12 protein-coding genes are annotated in these 16,815 nt (G+C 34.0%); 5 read left to right on the top strand and 7 right to left on the bottom strand.

The window, feature by feature from the left end:
- Positions 1–19: 19 nt before the first annotated feature.
- Together ABYT26_RS06570 and ppk1 are read right to left on the bottom strand one after the other, a co-directional pair.
- Entirely contained in the window at positions 20–529 is a 510-nt protein-coding gene (locus ABYT26_RS06570) for a histidine phosphatase family protein (RefSeq protein WP_372752107.1), read from the bottom strand.
- 33 nt (positions 530–562) lie between these two features.
- Positions 563–2,674: a polyphosphate kinase 1 gene (gene ppk1, locus ABYT26_RS06565; protein ID WP_372752105.1), complete on the bottom strand. Its 2,112-nt coding sequence runs from the start codon at positions 2,672–2,674 to the stop codon at positions 563–565.
- Positions 2,675–2,988: 314 nt separating this feature from the next.
- Here ppk1 and ABYT26_RS06560 point away from each other — a divergent pair, with 314 nt between their 5' ends.
- The gene (locus ABYT26_RS06560) at positions 2,989–3,189 is read left to right on the top strand and encodes a YwbE family protein (protein ID WP_372752103.1); all 201 of its coding nucleotides are present in this window, start codon (positions 2,989–2,991) and stop codon (positions 3,187–3,189) included.
- 47 nt (positions 3,190–3,236) lie between these two features.
- On the opposite strand, the gene ABYT26_RS06555 is transcribed toward ABYT26_RS06560, so the two are convergent.
- From ABYT26_RS06555 to ABYT26_RS06535, 5 genes are all read right to left on the bottom strand, one after another.
- On the bottom strand, positions 3,237–7,706 hold the full coding sequence (locus ABYT26_RS06555; RefSeq protein ID WP_372752101.1) for a hypothetical protein: 4,470 nt from the start codon (positions 7,704–7,706) through the stop codon (positions 3,237–3,239).
- A gap of 129 nt (positions 7,707–7,835) precedes the next feature.
- Positions 7,836–8,678, bottom strand: a complete 843-nt coding sequence (gene prmA, locus ABYT26_RS06550) for a 50S ribosomal protein L11 methyltransferase (protein WP_372752100.1) — start codon at positions 8,676–8,678, stop codon at positions 7,836–7,838.
- Between the two features lie 195 nt (positions 8,679–8,873).
- Positions 8,874–9,629 carry a triose-phosphate isomerase gene (gene tpiA, locus ABYT26_RS06545; protein WP_372752098.1) on the bottom strand — a complete coding sequence of 252 codons (756 nt, stop codon included), beginning with the start codon at positions 9,627–9,629 and terminating at the stop codon, positions 8,874–8,876.
- Entirely contained in the window at positions 9,626–10,882 is a 1,257-nt protein-coding gene (locus tag ABYT26_RS06540; protein ID WP_372752096.1) for a BT_3928 family protein, read from the bottom strand. The genes tpiA and ABYT26_RS06540 overlap by 4 nt, the downstream gene beginning before the upstream one ends.
- 10 nt (positions 10,883–10,892) lie before the next feature.
- Positions 10,893–11,435, bottom strand: coding sequence for a DUF1599 domain-containing protein (locus tag ABYT26_RS06535; protein ID WP_372752094.1), 543 nt, complete (start codon positions 11,433–11,435; stop codon positions 10,893–10,895).
- A gap of 100 nt (positions 11,436–11,535) precedes the next feature.
- On the opposite strand from ABYT26_RS06535, the gene folP reads away from it, so the two are divergent.
- From folP to ABYT26_RS06515, 4 genes are all read left to right on the top strand, one after another.
- Positions 11,536–12,411, top strand: coding sequence for a dihydropteroate synthase (gene folP / locus ABYT26_RS06530; protein WP_372752092.1), 876 nt, complete (start codon positions 11,536–11,538; stop codon positions 12,409–12,411).
- A gap of 51 nt (positions 12,412–12,462) precedes the next feature.
- Positions 12,463–13,254, top strand: coding sequence for a diadenylate cyclase CdaA (gene cdaA, locus ABYT26_RS06525; RefSeq protein ID WP_372752090.1), 792 nt, complete (start codon positions 12,463–12,465; stop codon positions 13,252–13,254).
- A gap of 10 nt (positions 13,255–13,264) precedes the next feature.
- Entirely contained in the window at positions 13,265–14,131 is an 867-nt protein-coding gene (locus tag ABYT26_RS06520; RefSeq protein ID WP_372752088.1) for a TIGR01777 family oxidoreductase, read from the top strand.
- 201 nt (positions 14,132–14,332) lie between these two features.
- The gene (locus ABYT26_RS06515; RefSeq protein ID WP_372752087.1) at positions 14,333–16,801 is read left to right on the top strand and encodes an ATP-binding protein; all 2,469 of its coding nucleotides are present in this window, start codon (positions 14,333–14,335) and stop codon (positions 16,799–16,801) included.
- The last annotated feature ends 14 nt before the right edge of the window (positions 16,802–16,815 follow it).

Here is a 16,815-nt window from a genome sequence, read left to right as displayed (position 1 = left end):
TATGTTGATTGTTAACTTTTTATTGTTTGGACTGTTTGTATTTTTTGGGGTACTCATAAAAAGCCAGTTTTCCTGTTCGTACTTCTATGTCAGACCATTTATCAATTTGAAAATCGATGCCAATTACTGTGCAGGTGGGCACATTTTGGTAGAATTCTTCGGTTAGGTTAAAAGCCAAATATTCAATGCTCGGATTGTGACCAACAGCCATAATAGTTTCGTTATTCTGTCCTAAGCGATCAAGTAATTCAAGAAATTCTTGTGTTGTAAAACCATCATACAAGTCATCAACTTGCTTAATTAATTTTGAAGGATACTGTAAAGCAGCAGCAAATAGCAAGGATGTTTCGATAGCTCTTTTTGCCGGACTTGAGATGATCAAATCGGGAATAATACCTTTTAAAAACAATTTGTTGGCAAGTAATTTAGAATCATTTATTCCTCTTTCGACTAATTTACGCTGATAGTCGGAAATATCGTAACGAAGAACTTCTGTTTTAGCATGTCTTGCAAGAATAAGTCGTTTCATTGTAATTATGTCTTTGGTTAATATAGTCTTATTTTAACTTGTTTTTTTGGTCGATATTCTTTGTTTTGATTTTTTTGCAGTTTCTTTTTTGTTCAAATACTTGTATGTTTCAATTTGCGATTGAATGGCACGGGTGCCTTTATTTCTGGTAATAGGCAAGTTATTAAGTTTTGAATCTAAGATTCGGGCACTTACATTATCCCGCAGTTGTAGGTTTAAAATGTCAAGAAGTTCTTTTTTAATTTTTTTATCGGTTATTGGAAAAGCACATTCAATTCGTCGATGTAAATTACGATTCATCCAATCGGCAGACGATAAATACAAAATTTCTTCTCCTAAATTATAGAAATAGAAAGCTCTTGCATGTTCAAGAAATTGATCTACAATGCGAATAATACGAATGTTTTTTGCATAGGTTTTATTTGGTTTTAAGCAACAAATACCGCGAATTATTAAATCAATTTTCACTCCTTTTTCACTGGCTTCATACAGTTTTTCTATCATATCTCTTTCCTGTAGTCCATTCATCTTAAGTATGATGTAGCCTTTGTGTCCGTTGTTTACATTTTTTATTTCTTGATCAATTAAGTTTAGTAAATTAGTTCTTAAGTTAAATTGTCCAACTAAAAGTTTATGGAACTCATAACCTTCAGTCTGATTTTCTAGATAATCAAATAGCTGTCTTAATTCTGTAATAATTACTTCATCGGAAGTAAACAAACCATGATCGGCATAAACTTTCGCAGTGTTTTCGTTGAAATTTCCAGTGCTTAAAAAGGCATAGTCTTTTTTGTCTCCTTTACGCATTACCAAAGCTAGTTTTGCATGAACTTTTAAACCTGGAATACTGTCGATAATAGTTACACCTGCCTTACGCATTTCTCGTGCCGATTTAAGGTTGGCTTCTTCATCGAAACGTGCTTTAACTTCTACAAATACTGTTACTTTTTTGCCATTTAAAGCGGCATTGATTAAAGCATTTACCACTGCCGAATTATCGGCTACTCGGTATTGTGTAGCTTTAATTTCTTCCACTTTTGGATCTACTGCAGCTTCGTTTAAAAAACGAATTACATACTCGTAGGACTGATAAGGGAAGTGAAGAATTCTGTCTTTTATTCGAATGGATTTAAAAATGGAATTTTTGCCATCGAGTTCTTCTGCTTTTAACGGATGGAATGATTCCTTTTCCAGTTTAGGCTGTTTAGGATTTGGGAAGCCAAAGAAATCTTGAAAATTGTGGTAACGAGCCCCTTTCACCATGTCGTTATTTAACAGATTAAATGATCCTTTTAGGAATTTCAGAAAATCTTTAGGTATGGCTTCATCATATAAAAATCGTGAAGGCATACCAGTTTCTCTCTTTTTTAAACTGTTTTCGATCATTTTTATAAGGTTGCCAGAATATTCGTCTTCAATGAGTAAATCGGCATCTCGGCTTAGTTTAAAGCTATAGCTGGAATCAATTTTGTAACCTGGAAACAAAATTTTCATTCGTAATTTTATGATGTCATCCAAAAACATGATAAAATGTTTGCCACCTTTTTTAGGTAGTTCAATAAATCGAGGGAAACGATGGCTGGGAACTTTTATAATGGCATATCGTGAACGTCGAGTTGTTGGAGTGCTTTCTTCTTCTTTTTTGCTGTTTTTTTTAAATAATTTAACAGCAATATATATAACATTGTTCTGAAGAAAAGGCTGAATTTGTTTTCTTAGCAGAAGTATTGGTTGAACATGTGGTAACAAATTGTCAAGAAAGAAGTCTTTCACAAATTGATGGTGTTCTTCGCACAATTCCTCATCTTGTATCAAAATGATGTCATTTTTTTCTAATTCAGGAATAATCTGGTTAGTGAAAATTTGCCCGAATTCATGCTGTTGTCGATCAACTTCGGCATTAATATTTTTTAAAATAATGTCTGGATTTTCTCTAAGGCTTTTTTTGTCTTCTGCAGGTAGTTCGGTAAATCGTTTGTAAGTTCCTACTCTTACACGATAGAATTCATCAAGGTTTGAGGAGTATATGGCTAAGAATTTGATTCGCTCATACAGAGGCAAGTTAGCATCCGAAGCTTCTTCTATAATTCGTTTATTAAAGGATAACCAACTTAAATCTCGATTAAGGAACTGATATTTTGGCATATAATGATTTGCTATGACTTGTTTATCTATTCAGATAAAATTAAGCAATTTTTTCTTTTCAGAGCTATCTAATGTGAGCAAATACAAGGGTTTTTTGTGAAAATCTCCCTGCTAAAATTATTCTTTCACCTATAAAATTAGCTTTTATTTAGAGGGAAAAAAGCTGTTGTATTAATCAAATTTTTATAGGTTATTATTTTTTTGTTAAGCTAATTTTAGTTAATTAATATGATATAAGTATGATAATACGTAAAAAGAATTTACTTTTATGCGTTAAGTTAAGATTGAAAAAATATTTTTTAAATGGAATAAGAATGAAAGACGGAACAAAGAGAGCGGATGTTCATCCCGGATTGGCCGTAAAGATTGTGTTGAAAGAAGACCAGCGATCGGGAAAATTAACAGAAGGAATTGTGAAAGATTTGTTAACGAATTCACATCTACATCCTCATGGAATTAAAGTGCGTTTGGAAGATGGTCAGGTTGGTCGAGTCCAAGAAATTATTGAAGGATAATAAAAAAACAGACTTGCAGTTTATTGCAAGTCTGTTTTTTTATTGTATTAATTAAATTGTTTCAGAAATTTTGTTTTTTGCGAACGAGGACAAATAATGTACGAATAAGGATTTTTCTTTAAGGGGTCTTTAAATTCTCGTTTGTCCTCTTTAGTTTCATGAATAATTGTATTGAACTCTTCTTCTGATGATCGAACAAATAGCACGCCGTGGTAGTATTCAAAATAAAACCACGTAGCTTTGTCAATTTCCAGATAGATGGTTAATCGGTTCCCGCTTCGTTTTTTATCCAACTCAATTTTGCCGGTTACATTTTTACTAATTTGTTTGTCGTTGATATTTCCAATGCCAATTTCTCCAATAGATTCATATGCTTTGCTTTCTTTATTCCAAATAAAATCCAGATTGTTGAAATAAAGAGTGTGTTGCAATTCTTTGGGTAAATTTTTGAAAATACCATCCTTATCTATTTCCTGCATGTATAATTCTGCTTTTTTTCGCCCCATAATCTCTGCTAATTTTCGGGTGTAGTTTTGCTTGTTGAGATTTGTGTGTTTTAAATTGGCTTGCATAAAAGCATTTTCCATAATTTTCATGGCCTGATCATTCATAAAGAAATCGATTCCTAAAATTAAATCCAAAGTGACAATATTACTTGATAAATCGTGTTCAATAGCTCCAGCTGAAATCTGCTTTATTTGCCCCAATTCGGCACCTAAATCAATTTTACCTTCTCCCTTCATGTTGCAATTACCTTGATAAAAAGACAATATGTTACCCGTTGCATCCATATCTTTCAATTTATCTTTGGGAGCAATCTGATAGGCATTTATGTTTGGTTGGTAGCTTAGAAATCCATTGGCTTCTAACAAAACATTATCGGTGTAGAATATTCTACGCGATAGGAAAGAAGAGTAGATGTGAATGGAATCATTGGTTAGGAAAAAGCTATTGTACAGTTTCAAACTCTCGTCGTTGGTAACATACAAATCAACAGGAATGTAAATTTCATTTGGGTCGATTTGTGAAGTAAAATCAAGCCAATTGTCACCTATGTTTTCGCATTGGTTGTGAATTTTTGTTTGACCTTGGAAAAAGAGTGATTTTTCACGTGCTTCCATTCTTACTTTTCCTTTGTAATCAAAATTAGGACTCAAACTAAAGGATTTTTCTTCAGGTAGATTTCCCAAAGCAATGCTTTGTCCAGTACTGTCAACATCAATAACATCAAAAAATATTTCTTGTTCATTTTTATTTGCATCAATATAGGTGTAGCTTCCAGAACCAGAATAGGAATTCCTGCTGTGAACATTAATGGTAGCATTAAATATATGGTGAAAAGAATTCAGTGTATCAGCAATCACTTTCGAGTTTCGCAAGCTTTGCATGAGTCCTTCTTTTTCGATGGTTACATTTCCCTGAGCGGGAAATATGTTTGCATCAGCAATGGTTAGGTTTTTCACATATTTTGCACTTATGGTATGATCGATGGAGTTGTAGCGCGCCATTGGGGAATTAAAATGCAGAGAATCTTGTTTTATGCCTGTTGATATGAATTCGGTATAGTCATCTTTAGGTAATGTTTCCATTTGATTTTCATCCCATAAGGAAGCCAATACATTCTCATCTTCTTTTCCGAATAGTAGTTCTTGTTTATCCATTTCCCAACCAAAACTATTTACGTAGGCCATGTATTTATTCCATGGAAAATCGCTACTACTTGCTTCTGCGGTACTAGTAAATTGTCCAAATCTCCTGTTAAAGTTAATTTCTGCATTTACATCTTTACTTACGAAAGCATATCCTTCCATATCTGTATTTTTTAGCTTAAAACTTGCCGTATCAGCAGTTATTCTATGTGATGCGTAGGTAAAATAGTCAGACTCAATTTCAGCATTTACCAACTCCATATCTCCCATACCAGTAATTTTCGTAGGAGTAATTTTTAAGGTTCCTGACAGACTTGCTAATTTTTTATACATATCGATTGGTAAAGCTGTACTTTTCACGTAAAGCTCGTCTTTATAAGGGTACCATGTTGCAAAAATTTTCTCTCCGTTTACTTGCGGATTATTCATTTGTGCAGCCAATTCTTTTAGTTCAAAACTTTCGGCTTGGGTGGTCATTATTTCAGGTCTGAAAATGAATTTGTTCGATTTTGTGGTAGAGGTGAGGTAATTTAAGCTCCCTTTCCCAATTAAACCATCGTGGGATAGTTGAATGGTATCAACAAAATTGCCTTTCCCATAAACGGGAAGTCCTTTTTGTGGAGTAACATGAGCAAATCCTAATGTGTTGTTATCGGTTATGCATAGTGTTTCGTTAAAGTCGGGGAATATGCTATCGGAAACAAATATTCCTTTTAAGGAGATGTCTTCCTTTTTAAAATCGTTGATGTTATTGATGGTGTATGGATCTACTTTAAAATAGAATTTGTCTTTTTCGTACACTCCGTCCTGTATGTCTTTGCTATCGTAGTATACAAAGCAGGAATCCGAACTATTAAAAATTGGGTATTCGTCGTAGTGTTTTAGTCCCGATTTATTATTTGGATCATCGATGAGTAGATCGCCGGTTATTTTTTCTAGTACACTTCCTAGTTGAGTGGTGTATCGTTTTCCATAGGAGGATAAAGAGTCATTTACAATGTTAATTTGAAGAGAATCGATTAGATCGAGGTCGATTTTAAATTTTTCGTAGGAAAAATGAAAATTCTGGCCATACATATCGAGTAATCCGGCCATTATTTTTCCGTCGAATTGGAAATCACGATTTCTTTTTAAAGTGATTTTTTGATGTTTTGGGAAGATAACAACATTTTGCGAATCACTTACAGCAATGTGCCTTACTCCATTGATATCCAAATTGTAACTTCCCATTCGGAGAGTGGCATCATCTTCATTGTTTTCAGTTTGAGTGGCAAAACGGATAACATCATAATCTTGACGACCCATTCCTGATTTAATGTAATCGGTAAGTCGTTTTTGTAGGGTTATTTCATCGGTATTTCTGTTGTAAGAGACAAATCCTTGAAAGGATAAACCAATTATTTGCTGGCGAACTTGACTGATGGGTTTTTTTATAAAATTGGCATATTCCATGGCTGTAAACGTGTTCACATAGGAATAATCGGCATATTTGCGTAAGGAAACAAGTGGATTCTCCTGATCCATACCTTGGATTTTCATGTAACGATTGATGCTGAAATAGTTCATCGATTCGAAGTGAGCTTGCCGATTGTTTGCACCTTTCATGCTTCCAAAATGCATCAGGTTTTCATCCATGTTCCAAATTAACATTCCAAAATCCATAATTAAATTGTGAAAGGTGTTGAAATAGGGACTTTGTGAAACACCTTCACCATCTCGAATTAAATTGACTTCTTTTTTTTCTGAAAAATATTGAAAGAGCAGCCCAGGATGATAGATCCCACACGTATCGATAAGAATTTCAATTTGGGTATCCTTTCCAATGATTCGATTGTTATGAAATGAAAAATGTTCCGAACGGGCACGTAAGAATAGGGTATCATGTCTGGATAATTCGATTACTGATGGATGTTCGGGACTTCCTTTACCTATAAATTTGGCACCATGTATGGCAATTCCTCCTTTGTAATCCAGATTTTCGAAAAGATTTTTAATTTCGATTTCTTTTTCAAAAGATTCAAAACGTGGATAAATGGCCAGAGAAGGACTTCGCACAGAATTCATTTTTTCAGAAAGACTACCCTGAATCTTATCTATAAAGAGTTCTTTATTGTAGTAGTTAACAGTATCGATTTGGAAGGAGGTCTTTTCTGTATTAATTGTATAAGAATCAAAGGTAGCATATTCTTCGGTCTCACTTTTTCCGGCTCTTTTCCAGTTGACTATACCTTTGTTTCCCGACCAAATTTTCTTAAAAGGAAAATAAATTCCATTGGTATTGTGAATGCATGAAGTGTCTCGCTGAGCCAGACAGTAAAGATCGGCCTGATCGAATTGAATGCTTAGTTCTTTGTCGAAAACGTACTTAAATTTGGCATTCTTACATTCCCATTTTGTAGCGTATGATTCATTTACTATTGTGTCTGTTAGGAGTTTTTGAGTTTGAATTAGAAAATCTTTAATTGCGTTTAGCTTAATCTTTTTGTTGTTGATTTGTTGAAGTAGTCCTTTCTCCCAATTGTTAAAATCCTCTTGACTTCTATTTTGATTTTGAAAGAGCATTAGCGTTTCAAAATAGTTATAAAAATCAGGAAATGATCTGGCTTTTTTTGCTAAAAAGAGGTCGCATATCTGGAAAATAGTCTTTCTTTTTTCGCTGGTCATATCCGATGAAAACCAAAATAGAGGAAACTTTTCTGCAAATTCTTTACTTTCTTGTTTCTTGCTTGGATGATCCATGAATTGTAAAAATTCATCCTGAAAGACAATAGAATCATGGGAAAATGATTTTATACTTTGAGCCAGAACTGTTTTTTTGGGAATTGTTACTCCTAAAACCAGAATCAGAAAGAAAAGAAGCTTATTCATTGTAAATGTAGTTTCATGTGGGGAATTATTTGCCTCGACAATTTAACAAATTTACCGAACTATGAAAAGAAAAATACCGGTTCTGTATGCTCATTTTTGAGGTGCAGAAACCGGCAAGTGTGTAATATTTTACTTTTTCTGAAAACGAACAGCCACCCAGTTTAAATCAACTTTATGACTGATATATTGCAAGTTGTTTTTTTCAGCTTCCTCTTGAATGTACTTTAAATCTTCAGTATAGAAACCACTCATGATTAATTCTCCTCCTTTTGGAAGACAATTTACGTAATGTTTCATATCGTTAAGAAGGATGTTTCTGTTGATGTTGGCTAAAATAAGATCGTATTTTTTGTCTTTCAGTAAAGCTGCATCGCCAAGAAAAACCGAAACATTTTCAGCCTTATTGTTTTTAATGTTTTCAAGGGAATTTTTGTAAGGCCATTCGTCAATGTCAATTGCATCAACTTTTTTGGCTTTTCGTTTCGATGCTAAAATAGCTAGTAAGCTAGTTCCACATCCCATATCTAATACTGTTTTTCCTTCTAAATCTGATTCCAAAATGCTTTGTATCATTAATGAAGTTGTAGAATGGTGTCCTGTCCCAAATGACATTTTAGGATCGATAACAATGTCGTAGGGAACTTTGGGTAAGTTGGTGTGAAAAGAAGCTCTTATCACCACTTTATTGGAAATAATTACGGGTTTAAAATTAGATTCCCAAACTGCGTTCCAGTCTTTCGCTTCATGAGTTTTGTGCGAATAAGTCAGTGAAAAAGGAGCGTTTGGCAAATGGTTTATACTTAGTTGCTCAACTGCATTCATGTCGAATAAAGGAGCCTTTATGTATGCTTCTACGGCATCATCGCTTTGTGTAAAACTTTCGTAATCCAATTCACCTAATTCGGCAATGACTATTTCTGCGATCTCTTCGGAGAAGGGTTTTATTTGGCATTTTAGTTCGATATAATCCATTGTGTTGCTCTTAAACTTGTAAGTTGATACTCAAAAAAACATCCTCAAAGGAAAGTTAATTCATACTAATGACTTAATCCTATCGGTTTTAGCTTCTCAAAATGTTTCTTACGATGCTGAGTATCTGTAATTTTTTGAATCAAAAAATAAAAGCCGACACATAAGTATCGGCTTTTTGTATGTGTGGTACCGCGATTAAAAAGCAGTAATAATACCCATGAAATCTTCAGCATTTAACGAAGCTCCACCAATTAAGCCTCCGTCAACATCTGGGTTTTCGAATAATTCTTTAGCATTTGAAGGCTTGCAACTTCCACCATAAAGAATAGATGTGTTGTCGGCTACTTCTTGACCATATTGAGCTACTAATGTTTTACGAATAAAAGCATGCATTTCTTGAGCCTGAGCTGAAGAAGCAGTAACACCAGTTCCAATTGCCCAAACTGGTTCGTAAGCTAAGATGATTTTTCCGAAATCTTCAGCTGATAAGTTGAATAATCCTTCAGCAATCTGACTTTTTACAACGTCAAAATGTTTTTCTGATTGACGTTCTTCTAAAACTTCACCAAAACAGAAAATTGGAGTTAATCCATTTTCGAGACTTAGTTTTACTTTTTTTACCAATTTAGCACTGGTTTCGCCATAATATTCTCTGCGCTCAGAGTGACCTAAAATTACATATTTGCTTCCTGTTGATTTGATCATAGAAGCTGAAACCTCTCCTGTGTAAGCACCGCTTACTTCGTCAGCACAGTTTTGAGCTGCTACACCAATTTTATCACCAACAAGTTTGTTTACTTCTGCAAGGTGAATGAATGGAGTTCCAATAACAACATCAACACCATTAAGATCTGTTTTTTCAACTAAATCATTGATTTGTCCCGCCAATTTAACACCTTCTTCAAGGGTATTATTCATTTTCCAGTTTCCTGCAACAATTTTTTTTCTCATAATCGTAATCTGTTTTTTTCTCTTGCAAATCGAATTCTAATCAATCGGAAAAGAACAAGAAGCAAAAGCAATGTGGATGTTATACTTATTATTAATAGTTTGATATTTATTGTTTGATGTTTAGTGATTGAACTGGCTGCAAGATCTCCTTGAATAAGATTTGCATCAGGAAAATCTCTAAAATGCCATTTGTCTATTATAGTTCCTTTTTTTAGCAGCACTAAGCCTGGATTGGAACGAACAATTGTTTTTAATTGAATTTCATCGGTATTGTAAAACTCAAATGGCAATTCATATTCTAAAGTGAAGTCTTCTATTTCTTGTTTACCTGATGCTGTTATCGCAACAAACTGAACATCGTAATTCAAAGAGTATAGAGCCAAATTTATAACTTTATTTATTGTAACATCATTAATTTTAGAAAGTTCCTTTGATACAAATAAAAAGGTATAGCCTTCGTGATTTAAAACCATATCGGTAATATCTCCATTTTTATCATTTGAAATGGAGAAATCATGAATTGGTGGAGTGTAACCTTCTTTTATTTTTATTTGCTCAGAATTAACAAATTTCCAAGTTGTATCTTGCCATGGGTAATTGGTTTCGTCAAACTCCTTTGTAATACCATCTTTTTCATAAGTAAAAAGACTTTTGTATTCATCCGAAGGTGCATCTTCGGGAATTCTCATTCCTTCGCCAATGTTGGCACCAATGTGGTAGGGTCTGAAGTCGATAATTGGTAAATGACGATATGAGTAAAACGAAAGGGTTCCAGCCACAAGAATTGCAAATGCTAAGAGCAGGTTCTGTTCCCAAATTGGGTTTTTATTTTCGTCATTTTTTCGTTTCCAAAAAATGAATAATGTACAAGCAAGAATTAGAATGTTTTTCCAGAATGTTTCCCAATTGGTTAGCACCCAGGCATCTCCAAAGCATCCACAATCGCTCACCGGATTGGTTAAGGCTAAAACCAAGGTAAGAGGCGTGAAAAAGAGCATGAAAAGAAGGGCAATCCATACAAAAATATTTTTTCGGCTGTTGAAAACCAGCGACATTCCTACTGTAAATTCAAGAGTAGACAGAAGAATTGCTAAAGGAAAAGCAATTTCTTTTAGGCTATCCATGCCAAAGGCTAGAAAATAATCGGTGAATTTATAGGTTGAACCCAAAGGATCAATGGCTTTTACGAATCCAGAGAAAATAAAAGTCAATCCTACAAAGAGGCGAAAAGTAATTTGGGCGATTCTCTTCATTTTACAAAGCTTAAGCGTTTTCGAATTCAATTTTAATAAGACCAAAAACGGCGTAATTAATCATATCAAAATAGTTGGCGTCAATGCCTTCCGATATTAAGGTTTTACCTTTTAAATCTTCAATTTGCTTGGTTCGATTAATTTTCATCAATATGAGATCGGTATAGGAGCTTACTCTCATGCTTCTCCAGGCTTCATCGTAATCGTGATTTTTTGCTTCCATCAACTTTTTAGCCTGAAGAAAGAGATTTGAGTACAAGTCAAGAGCTTTTTCGTTAGGAAGTTCCTCCTCTGAAGGACCAAGATCTAGTTGTATAATTCCCATGATGGCATAATTCACAATGCCGATAAATTCATCGCGAATGTTGTCTTCGATTTTGCTTACCCCTTTGGTTTCGATACTTCTAATTCGTTGAGCTTTTATGTATATCTGATCGGTTATGGAACTCGGACGAAGAATTCGCCAGGCAGTTCCATAATCGTGCATTTTTTTAGTGAAAATTTCGGTACAGATTTTTATAATCGAATTGTACTGTTGGTCTGTTTTATTCATAATTTGTTTTAGAAATATTCCTTGTAAAAGATAAAATCTAGCTTAAGCCTTGGTATTTTGTTTTACTTTTGCTTCGGAATTTGTTCAAAAAAAAATGGTAATGCAAAATTATAAAACTAATTGTTTTAACAGCGATAATTATTCCATTAAGTGTGGTGATAAATCAATTAATTTTGAAAAACCCATTGTAATGGGGATTCTGAACCTTACTCCAGACTCATTTTACGATGGAGGTTCCTATCTGGATAAAACTTCTATTTTGAAAAGATCGGAGCAAATTATTTCAGAAGGAGCAAAAATAATAGATCTTGGAGCATATTCTACAAGGCCAGGAGCAGCAATTGTGACAGAAAGAGAGGAGCTTGAGCGAATGCTTCCTGCTCTCGAATTTATTTGTAAAGAGTTTCCCAGTGCAATTTTATCCATTGACACTTTTCGGTCGGAGGTTGCAAGAAAAGTGGTAGCGGAATTTGGTCCTTGTATCATCAACGATATTTCTGGAGGAACCATGGATGACAATATGTTTGCACTTATTGGAGAACTCAAGATTCCTTACATTATGATGCACATTCAGGGACAACCTCAAACAATGCAGCAAAATCCGGTTTATGTAGATCTAATGAAAGAAGTGCTTAGTTTTTTTAGATCCAGAATTAAAAAATTAAACGATTTAGGAGCCACAGACATTATTCTCGATCCTGGATTTGGATTCGGAAAGACATTGGATCATAATTATGAAATTTTATCTAAGTTGCAGGATTTTAATGCGTTTCAATTGCCAATACTTGCTGGAATCTCTCGTAAGTCGATGATATATAAGTTTTTAGGTGGAGATCCTTCGTCCAGTTTAAATGGGACTACAGCTTTGCATATGGCTGCTTTACAAAAGGGAGCTGCCGTTTTGCGAACTCATGATGTGAAAGAAGCTTTTGAATGTGTTCAGCTCTATTCTAAGATCAAATCCTTTAAGGAGTAAATATGTCCAATAAAATTGTAATTTTGTTACAATAGAATTTAATAGAAAACAATGACCACTGCATTCATTACACTTGGATTTTTTGATATTATTGACATATTATTTGTAGCCTTTTTATTGTATCAGGTATACATGTTAGTTAAAGGAACTGTTGCTATCAATATTTTTGTAGGACTGTCTCTTTTTTACCTAATGTGGCTGTTGGTACGTGCTTTAAATATGGAATTGCTTAGTAATATTCTAGGGCAGTTCATTGGTGTTGGTGTAATTGCATTAATAATAGTATTTCAGCCAGAAGTCCGACGATTTCTTCTTATGCTTGGTTCCAAGTATAATGTGAGTCAGAAGATTACCTTGAGTAACTGGTTTTCTATCGATGAAAGAGTGATTCCCGATATTGAAATTCGATCGATTATAAGTGCCTGTGAACACATGGCGAAAACTAGAACTGGGGCTTTAATTGTAATTGGAAAAAACACAGATTTACAGTCTTACGCAGAAACAGGGCAGATCTTAAAGGCAAGAGTTTCTAAAAATTTGATAGAGACCTTATTTTTTAAAAATTCACCTCTTCATGATGGTGCTGTTATTTGGGTTAATAATAGATTGCTTGCAGCTCGTTGCATATTGCCAGTAACCGACAATATGAATATACCTGGAAGTTTAGGCTTGCGACACAGAGCAGCCATTGGAATGAGTCAGGCAACGGATGCTCATGTAATTACAGTTTCGGAAGAAACGGGGAATATTTCTTACGTAATGGGTGGCAACATAAAGGTGCGAATTACGCCAGCAGAGTTGAGGAAATTTTTGGAGGGTGATTTTTCAGGTTTCATTATTTAAAAATTGACAAATGAAAATTGGTATTAGCGGAGTTTCTGGTTTAGTTGGATCGCATTTGCGCCAAATGTTAAAGCGTGAACAGAATGCCAATATACTTTCAATACCAAGGAAATTGTTGTTTGGTAAACCTGAGAACCTTGCCGATTTTATTCAAAATTGTGAGATTATTATTCATTTGTCGGGAGCTCCAATTATTTGCCGATGGAATAAGAAAAATAAAAAAATACTTCGAGATAGCCGAATTCTTAGCACCGAAAATCTGAGTGCAGCTATTGGTTTGCTGAAAATAAAACCAAATCTCTTCATTTCAACTTCAGCCGTTGGGATTTACGATACCGAAAATATTCACGAAGAAAGCAGTGTGAATTTTGCCAATGATTTTTTAGGCAAACTATGTCAGGATTGGGAGAAAGCAGCTCTTGAGACAGAAACACATGGTGTTAGAACTGTAATTTTTCGATTAGGTGTTGTCTTAAGCGATAAAGGAGGCGCACTTGCCAAAGCTTTGCCTTTGTTTAAACTAGCTTTGGGCGGAAAATTAGGTAATGGAAATCAGCCCTTTCCATTTGTTCATATCAACGATTTGCAAAAAGCTTATTTGCATGCAATTACGAACGAAAATAGTCATGGAGTTTATAATTTGGTTGCACCAGATTTAATTACAAATGCTAATTATACCAAAGAATTGAGCGCTTGTTTGAATCGTCCTGCGTTTTTTCATGTCCCAGCCTTTGTTCTTAAACTAATTTTCGGAGAAGGTGCTATAGTTCTTTTATCAGGACAGAAAGTAATGCCAGAAAGGCTTATTGATGAGGGCTTTGTGTTTGATAGTCAGAATATTAAAAGCACTATTTATTCCCTTTTGAGATCAAGTTAATCTAAATTTCGATAGTCGTTCTTGGATAATTGGTCGTTTGTGTATCTATCCCTAAAGCAGTTATGCTCCGTTTAATCATAAAATAGTTGATTTTCTTCTGCAATAGTTTTAATTTTGGTTAAACAGCCTAGATTTGAAAGAATTATCGTCTTATCACGTGACATTTTTCTTTTAAATCCAACCAAAATTAACTCAAAGCCTATGGAATTGGATTTTACTCCCCAATTGTTGATTGTTGATGATTGTGCCAAAAATTTAGACTTGCTAAAAGCGCTGTTAGGCGAATTGAACGTGAATCTGGATTTAGTGCAATCTCCTATAAATGACATACAATATATTGAAAAGAAAGAATATGCCCTTGTTATTTTAGATTTACAGCTGCCACAAAAGGATGGCTTTTTGCTTGCTCAAAAAATCAGAAGTGGAAAGCTTAATAAGTTATGTCCTATAATTTTTTCAACAGCCAGTTTTTTTGATGCTACGAGTGAATCTAAAGGCTACAATTGCGGTTGGGTTGATTTTGTGATGAAGCCCTTTGATGCTAAAATTTTACTCAATAAGGTGACTGTTTTTTTGGATCTGTATTGCAGTCGGAAACTGATTGAAGCTAAGAATGAAAAATTGCAAGTAGCTTTATCTGAAAAAGAATTAATAGAAGGGCATTTACGAAATTTAGCTTCAAGCTATCGATCTATTTTGGAAGCTCAATCAGAACTTATTGTAAAAATTAACAGCTCCTATAAAATAGAATTTGCAAACAAAACACTTACCAATTTTTTTGACTATCCCTTGAGTGGAATAGCCCAAGATCATGTAGCTTCTGTTAGTCCAATTTTACTGAATCAGTTGAAACAGGGAGTTGAAAAACTAAACGGTAGAGAGAATAGTATAAAGATTGAAGGCCAGATTTCAAATCCAAAAGGTCAGATTATTTATCTGGAGTGGATTATTTGTAAGGAATTAGAATTTGGAGATACTTATTATTTGGCCATAGGAAGAGATGTAACGGAAAAAAAACAAATTAAAGATTCCTTAATTAAGAAAGAGGATTTATCTAGAAAACTTCAAAAAAGAGCTCAAATAGGAAGTTTTGAATGGGATTCGTATTCTAAGCTTATTCGTGGTTCGGATGAGTTCTTGCGACTCTATGAAATAAAGTCTTCACAAATCGATAATGTTTTTGAAGAAATAAAGTTGAAAACTCATCCTGACGATCGTGAAGCCATCGAGCGTCTTTTGTTGAACCTGCCTAAAAAAAATCAGAAATTAGAATTTGAACACCGTTATACCTATAGCAATGGTGAGATGAAATATTTTAAACTGGAAATATATTCTGAATATAATCTGGAGTGTAAAGTGTTCAATTTGTACGGATTGGCGTCTGATATTTCTAAGGAAAAGGATATGGAATTCACTTTTAAAGAAAGTTTAAGTCTGGAACATGATGTTTATAAAGAGAAGGCCATTTTTGAACTTAACTCTAAAAATCAGATCAGTTACGTAAATGATTATGCTTGTGACTTTTTAGAGTGTCAAGACCTGAGAAACGAAAAAAACGTTGATTTTGTGAAGTTTTTTCGAAAGGATGAGAAAATTAAAGTTGAAAAATTGTTGAATTTAATTGGCCTAAGTAAAGGCTTTGCTTTTGAATTAGTTTCTATTGAGACTAAAAAGAAAACTTTAAAAAGGATAGTTTTAGCTGCGCATTCATGTATTGTAAACAATGAAAATGGAGTGCGTGGAATATTGATGGAAATTGTTGATAATAAAGAGCTTGAAAAAGAGTCAACAAATTATAAGGATATTATTACAGGGTTCAAGCGACAAGAAAAAGAATTTGCGAACAAAACAAAAAAATTAAAAGAAAAGGTCGAAAAAGAGTTGAAAGTTAATGATTTTCATCGGCAATTATTGTTGAAAAAGTCTGAGCTAGAATCTCTTGGCAAAATGGCTAGTTCGATGGTAAATGAGATTAATCAGCCTTTAGCGGGTATTTCAATGATAATGGATAACCTACTGTTGCGTTTGTCGATGAAGAAAATTGATGAAGAGTATATCCGTGAAAAATGTTCGCAAGTATTTGCTGATATCGATCGAATTAAAAAGTGTTTATCACAAGTGGGGATCTACAATTCATCACAAAAGGAAGATGTACAGGAAGTTATTAATGTGAAATCGCTTGTTAATGAAACAATTAATTTGATAAAGAAACAGCACAGGAGACGATCTGTTGAAATTTCCTTTAAAACCAATAATAACGATTTATATGTGAGGGGGAATAAGTACAAACTCCAAAAAGTAATGATGGATATATTAAATAATGCCTACGAATCAATTGATTATAAATATACGCATTCTGATGGTGAGGAAAAATCAGCATGGATAAAGATAACTACTGACTTGGTTAAAGAAAATATTGTAATTGTAGTCAAAGACAATGGGATAGGTATTGATACCGAAAATTTGAATTATGTTTTTGAACCTTTTTTCACCACTAAGCAGTCGGGAATAGGTTCAGGTTTAGGTCTTTATATAAGTAAAGGAATTGTACAGAGAATGAATGGACAAATTGCCGTGCAGAGTACAAAAAATGAATTTACCGAAATGAAATTAGTATTTCCTTGTGAAAAGCAGATATCTGCAAAAACACTGAAGTTAGAAAACCATTAATCACACGTAAAGTT

The organism is Labilibaculum sp. (assembly GCF_041595635.1).
In the GTDB taxonomy this organism is placed as follows: Bacteria; Bacteroidota; Bacteroidia; order Bacteroidales; family Marinifilaceae; genus Labilibaculum.
This window is presented reverse-complemented; position numbering and strand designations above follow the sequence as displayed.

Excerpts from the sequence above, each read along its gene's own strand:
- ABYT26_RS06570 (WP_372752107.1), bottom strand. The coding sequence starts at position 529 with ATGAAACGACTTATTCTTGCAAGACATGCTAAAACAGAAGTTCTTCGT.
- ppk1 (WP_372752105.1), bottom strand. The coding sequence starts at position 2,674 with ATGCCAAAATATCAGTTCCTTAATCGAGATTTAAGTTGGTTATCCTTT.
- ABYT26_RS06560 (WP_372752103.1), top strand. The coding sequence starts at position 2,989 with ATGAAAGACGGAACAAAGAGAGCGGATGTTCATCCCGGATTGGCCGTA.
- ABYT26_RS06555 (WP_372752101.1), bottom strand. The coding sequence starts at position 7,706 with ATGAATAAGCTTCTTTTCTTTCTGATTCTGGTTTTAGGAGTAACAATT.
- prmA (WP_372752100.1), bottom strand. The coding sequence starts at position 8,678 with ATGGATTATATCGAACTAAAATGCCAAATAAAACCCTTCTCCGAAGAG.
- tpiA (WP_372752098.1), bottom strand. The coding sequence starts at position 9,629 with ATGAGAAAAAAAATTGTTGCAGGAAACTGGAAAATGAATAATACCCTT.
- ABYT26_RS06540 (WP_372752096.1), bottom strand. The coding sequence starts at position 10,882 with ATGAAGAGAATCGCCCAAATTACTTTTCGCCTCTTTGTAGGATTGACT.
- ABYT26_RS06535 (WP_372752094.1), bottom strand. The coding sequence starts at position 11,435 with ATGAATAAAACAGACCAACAGTACAATTCGATTATAAAAATCTGTACC.
- folP (WP_372752092.1), top strand. The coding sequence starts at position 11,536 with ATGCAAAATTATAAAACTAATTGTTTTAACAGCGATAATTATTCCATT.
- cdaA (WP_372752090.1), top strand. The coding sequence starts at position 12,463 with ATGACCACTGCATTCATTACACTTGGATTTTTTGATATTATTGACATA.
- ABYT26_RS06520 (WP_372752088.1), top strand. The coding sequence starts at position 13,265 with ATGAAAATTGGTATTAGCGGAGTTTCTGGTTTAGTTGGATCGCATTTG.
- ABYT26_RS06515 (WP_372752087.1), top strand. The coding sequence starts at position 14,333 with ATGGAATTGGATTTTACTCCCCAATTGTTGATTGTTGATGATTGTGCC.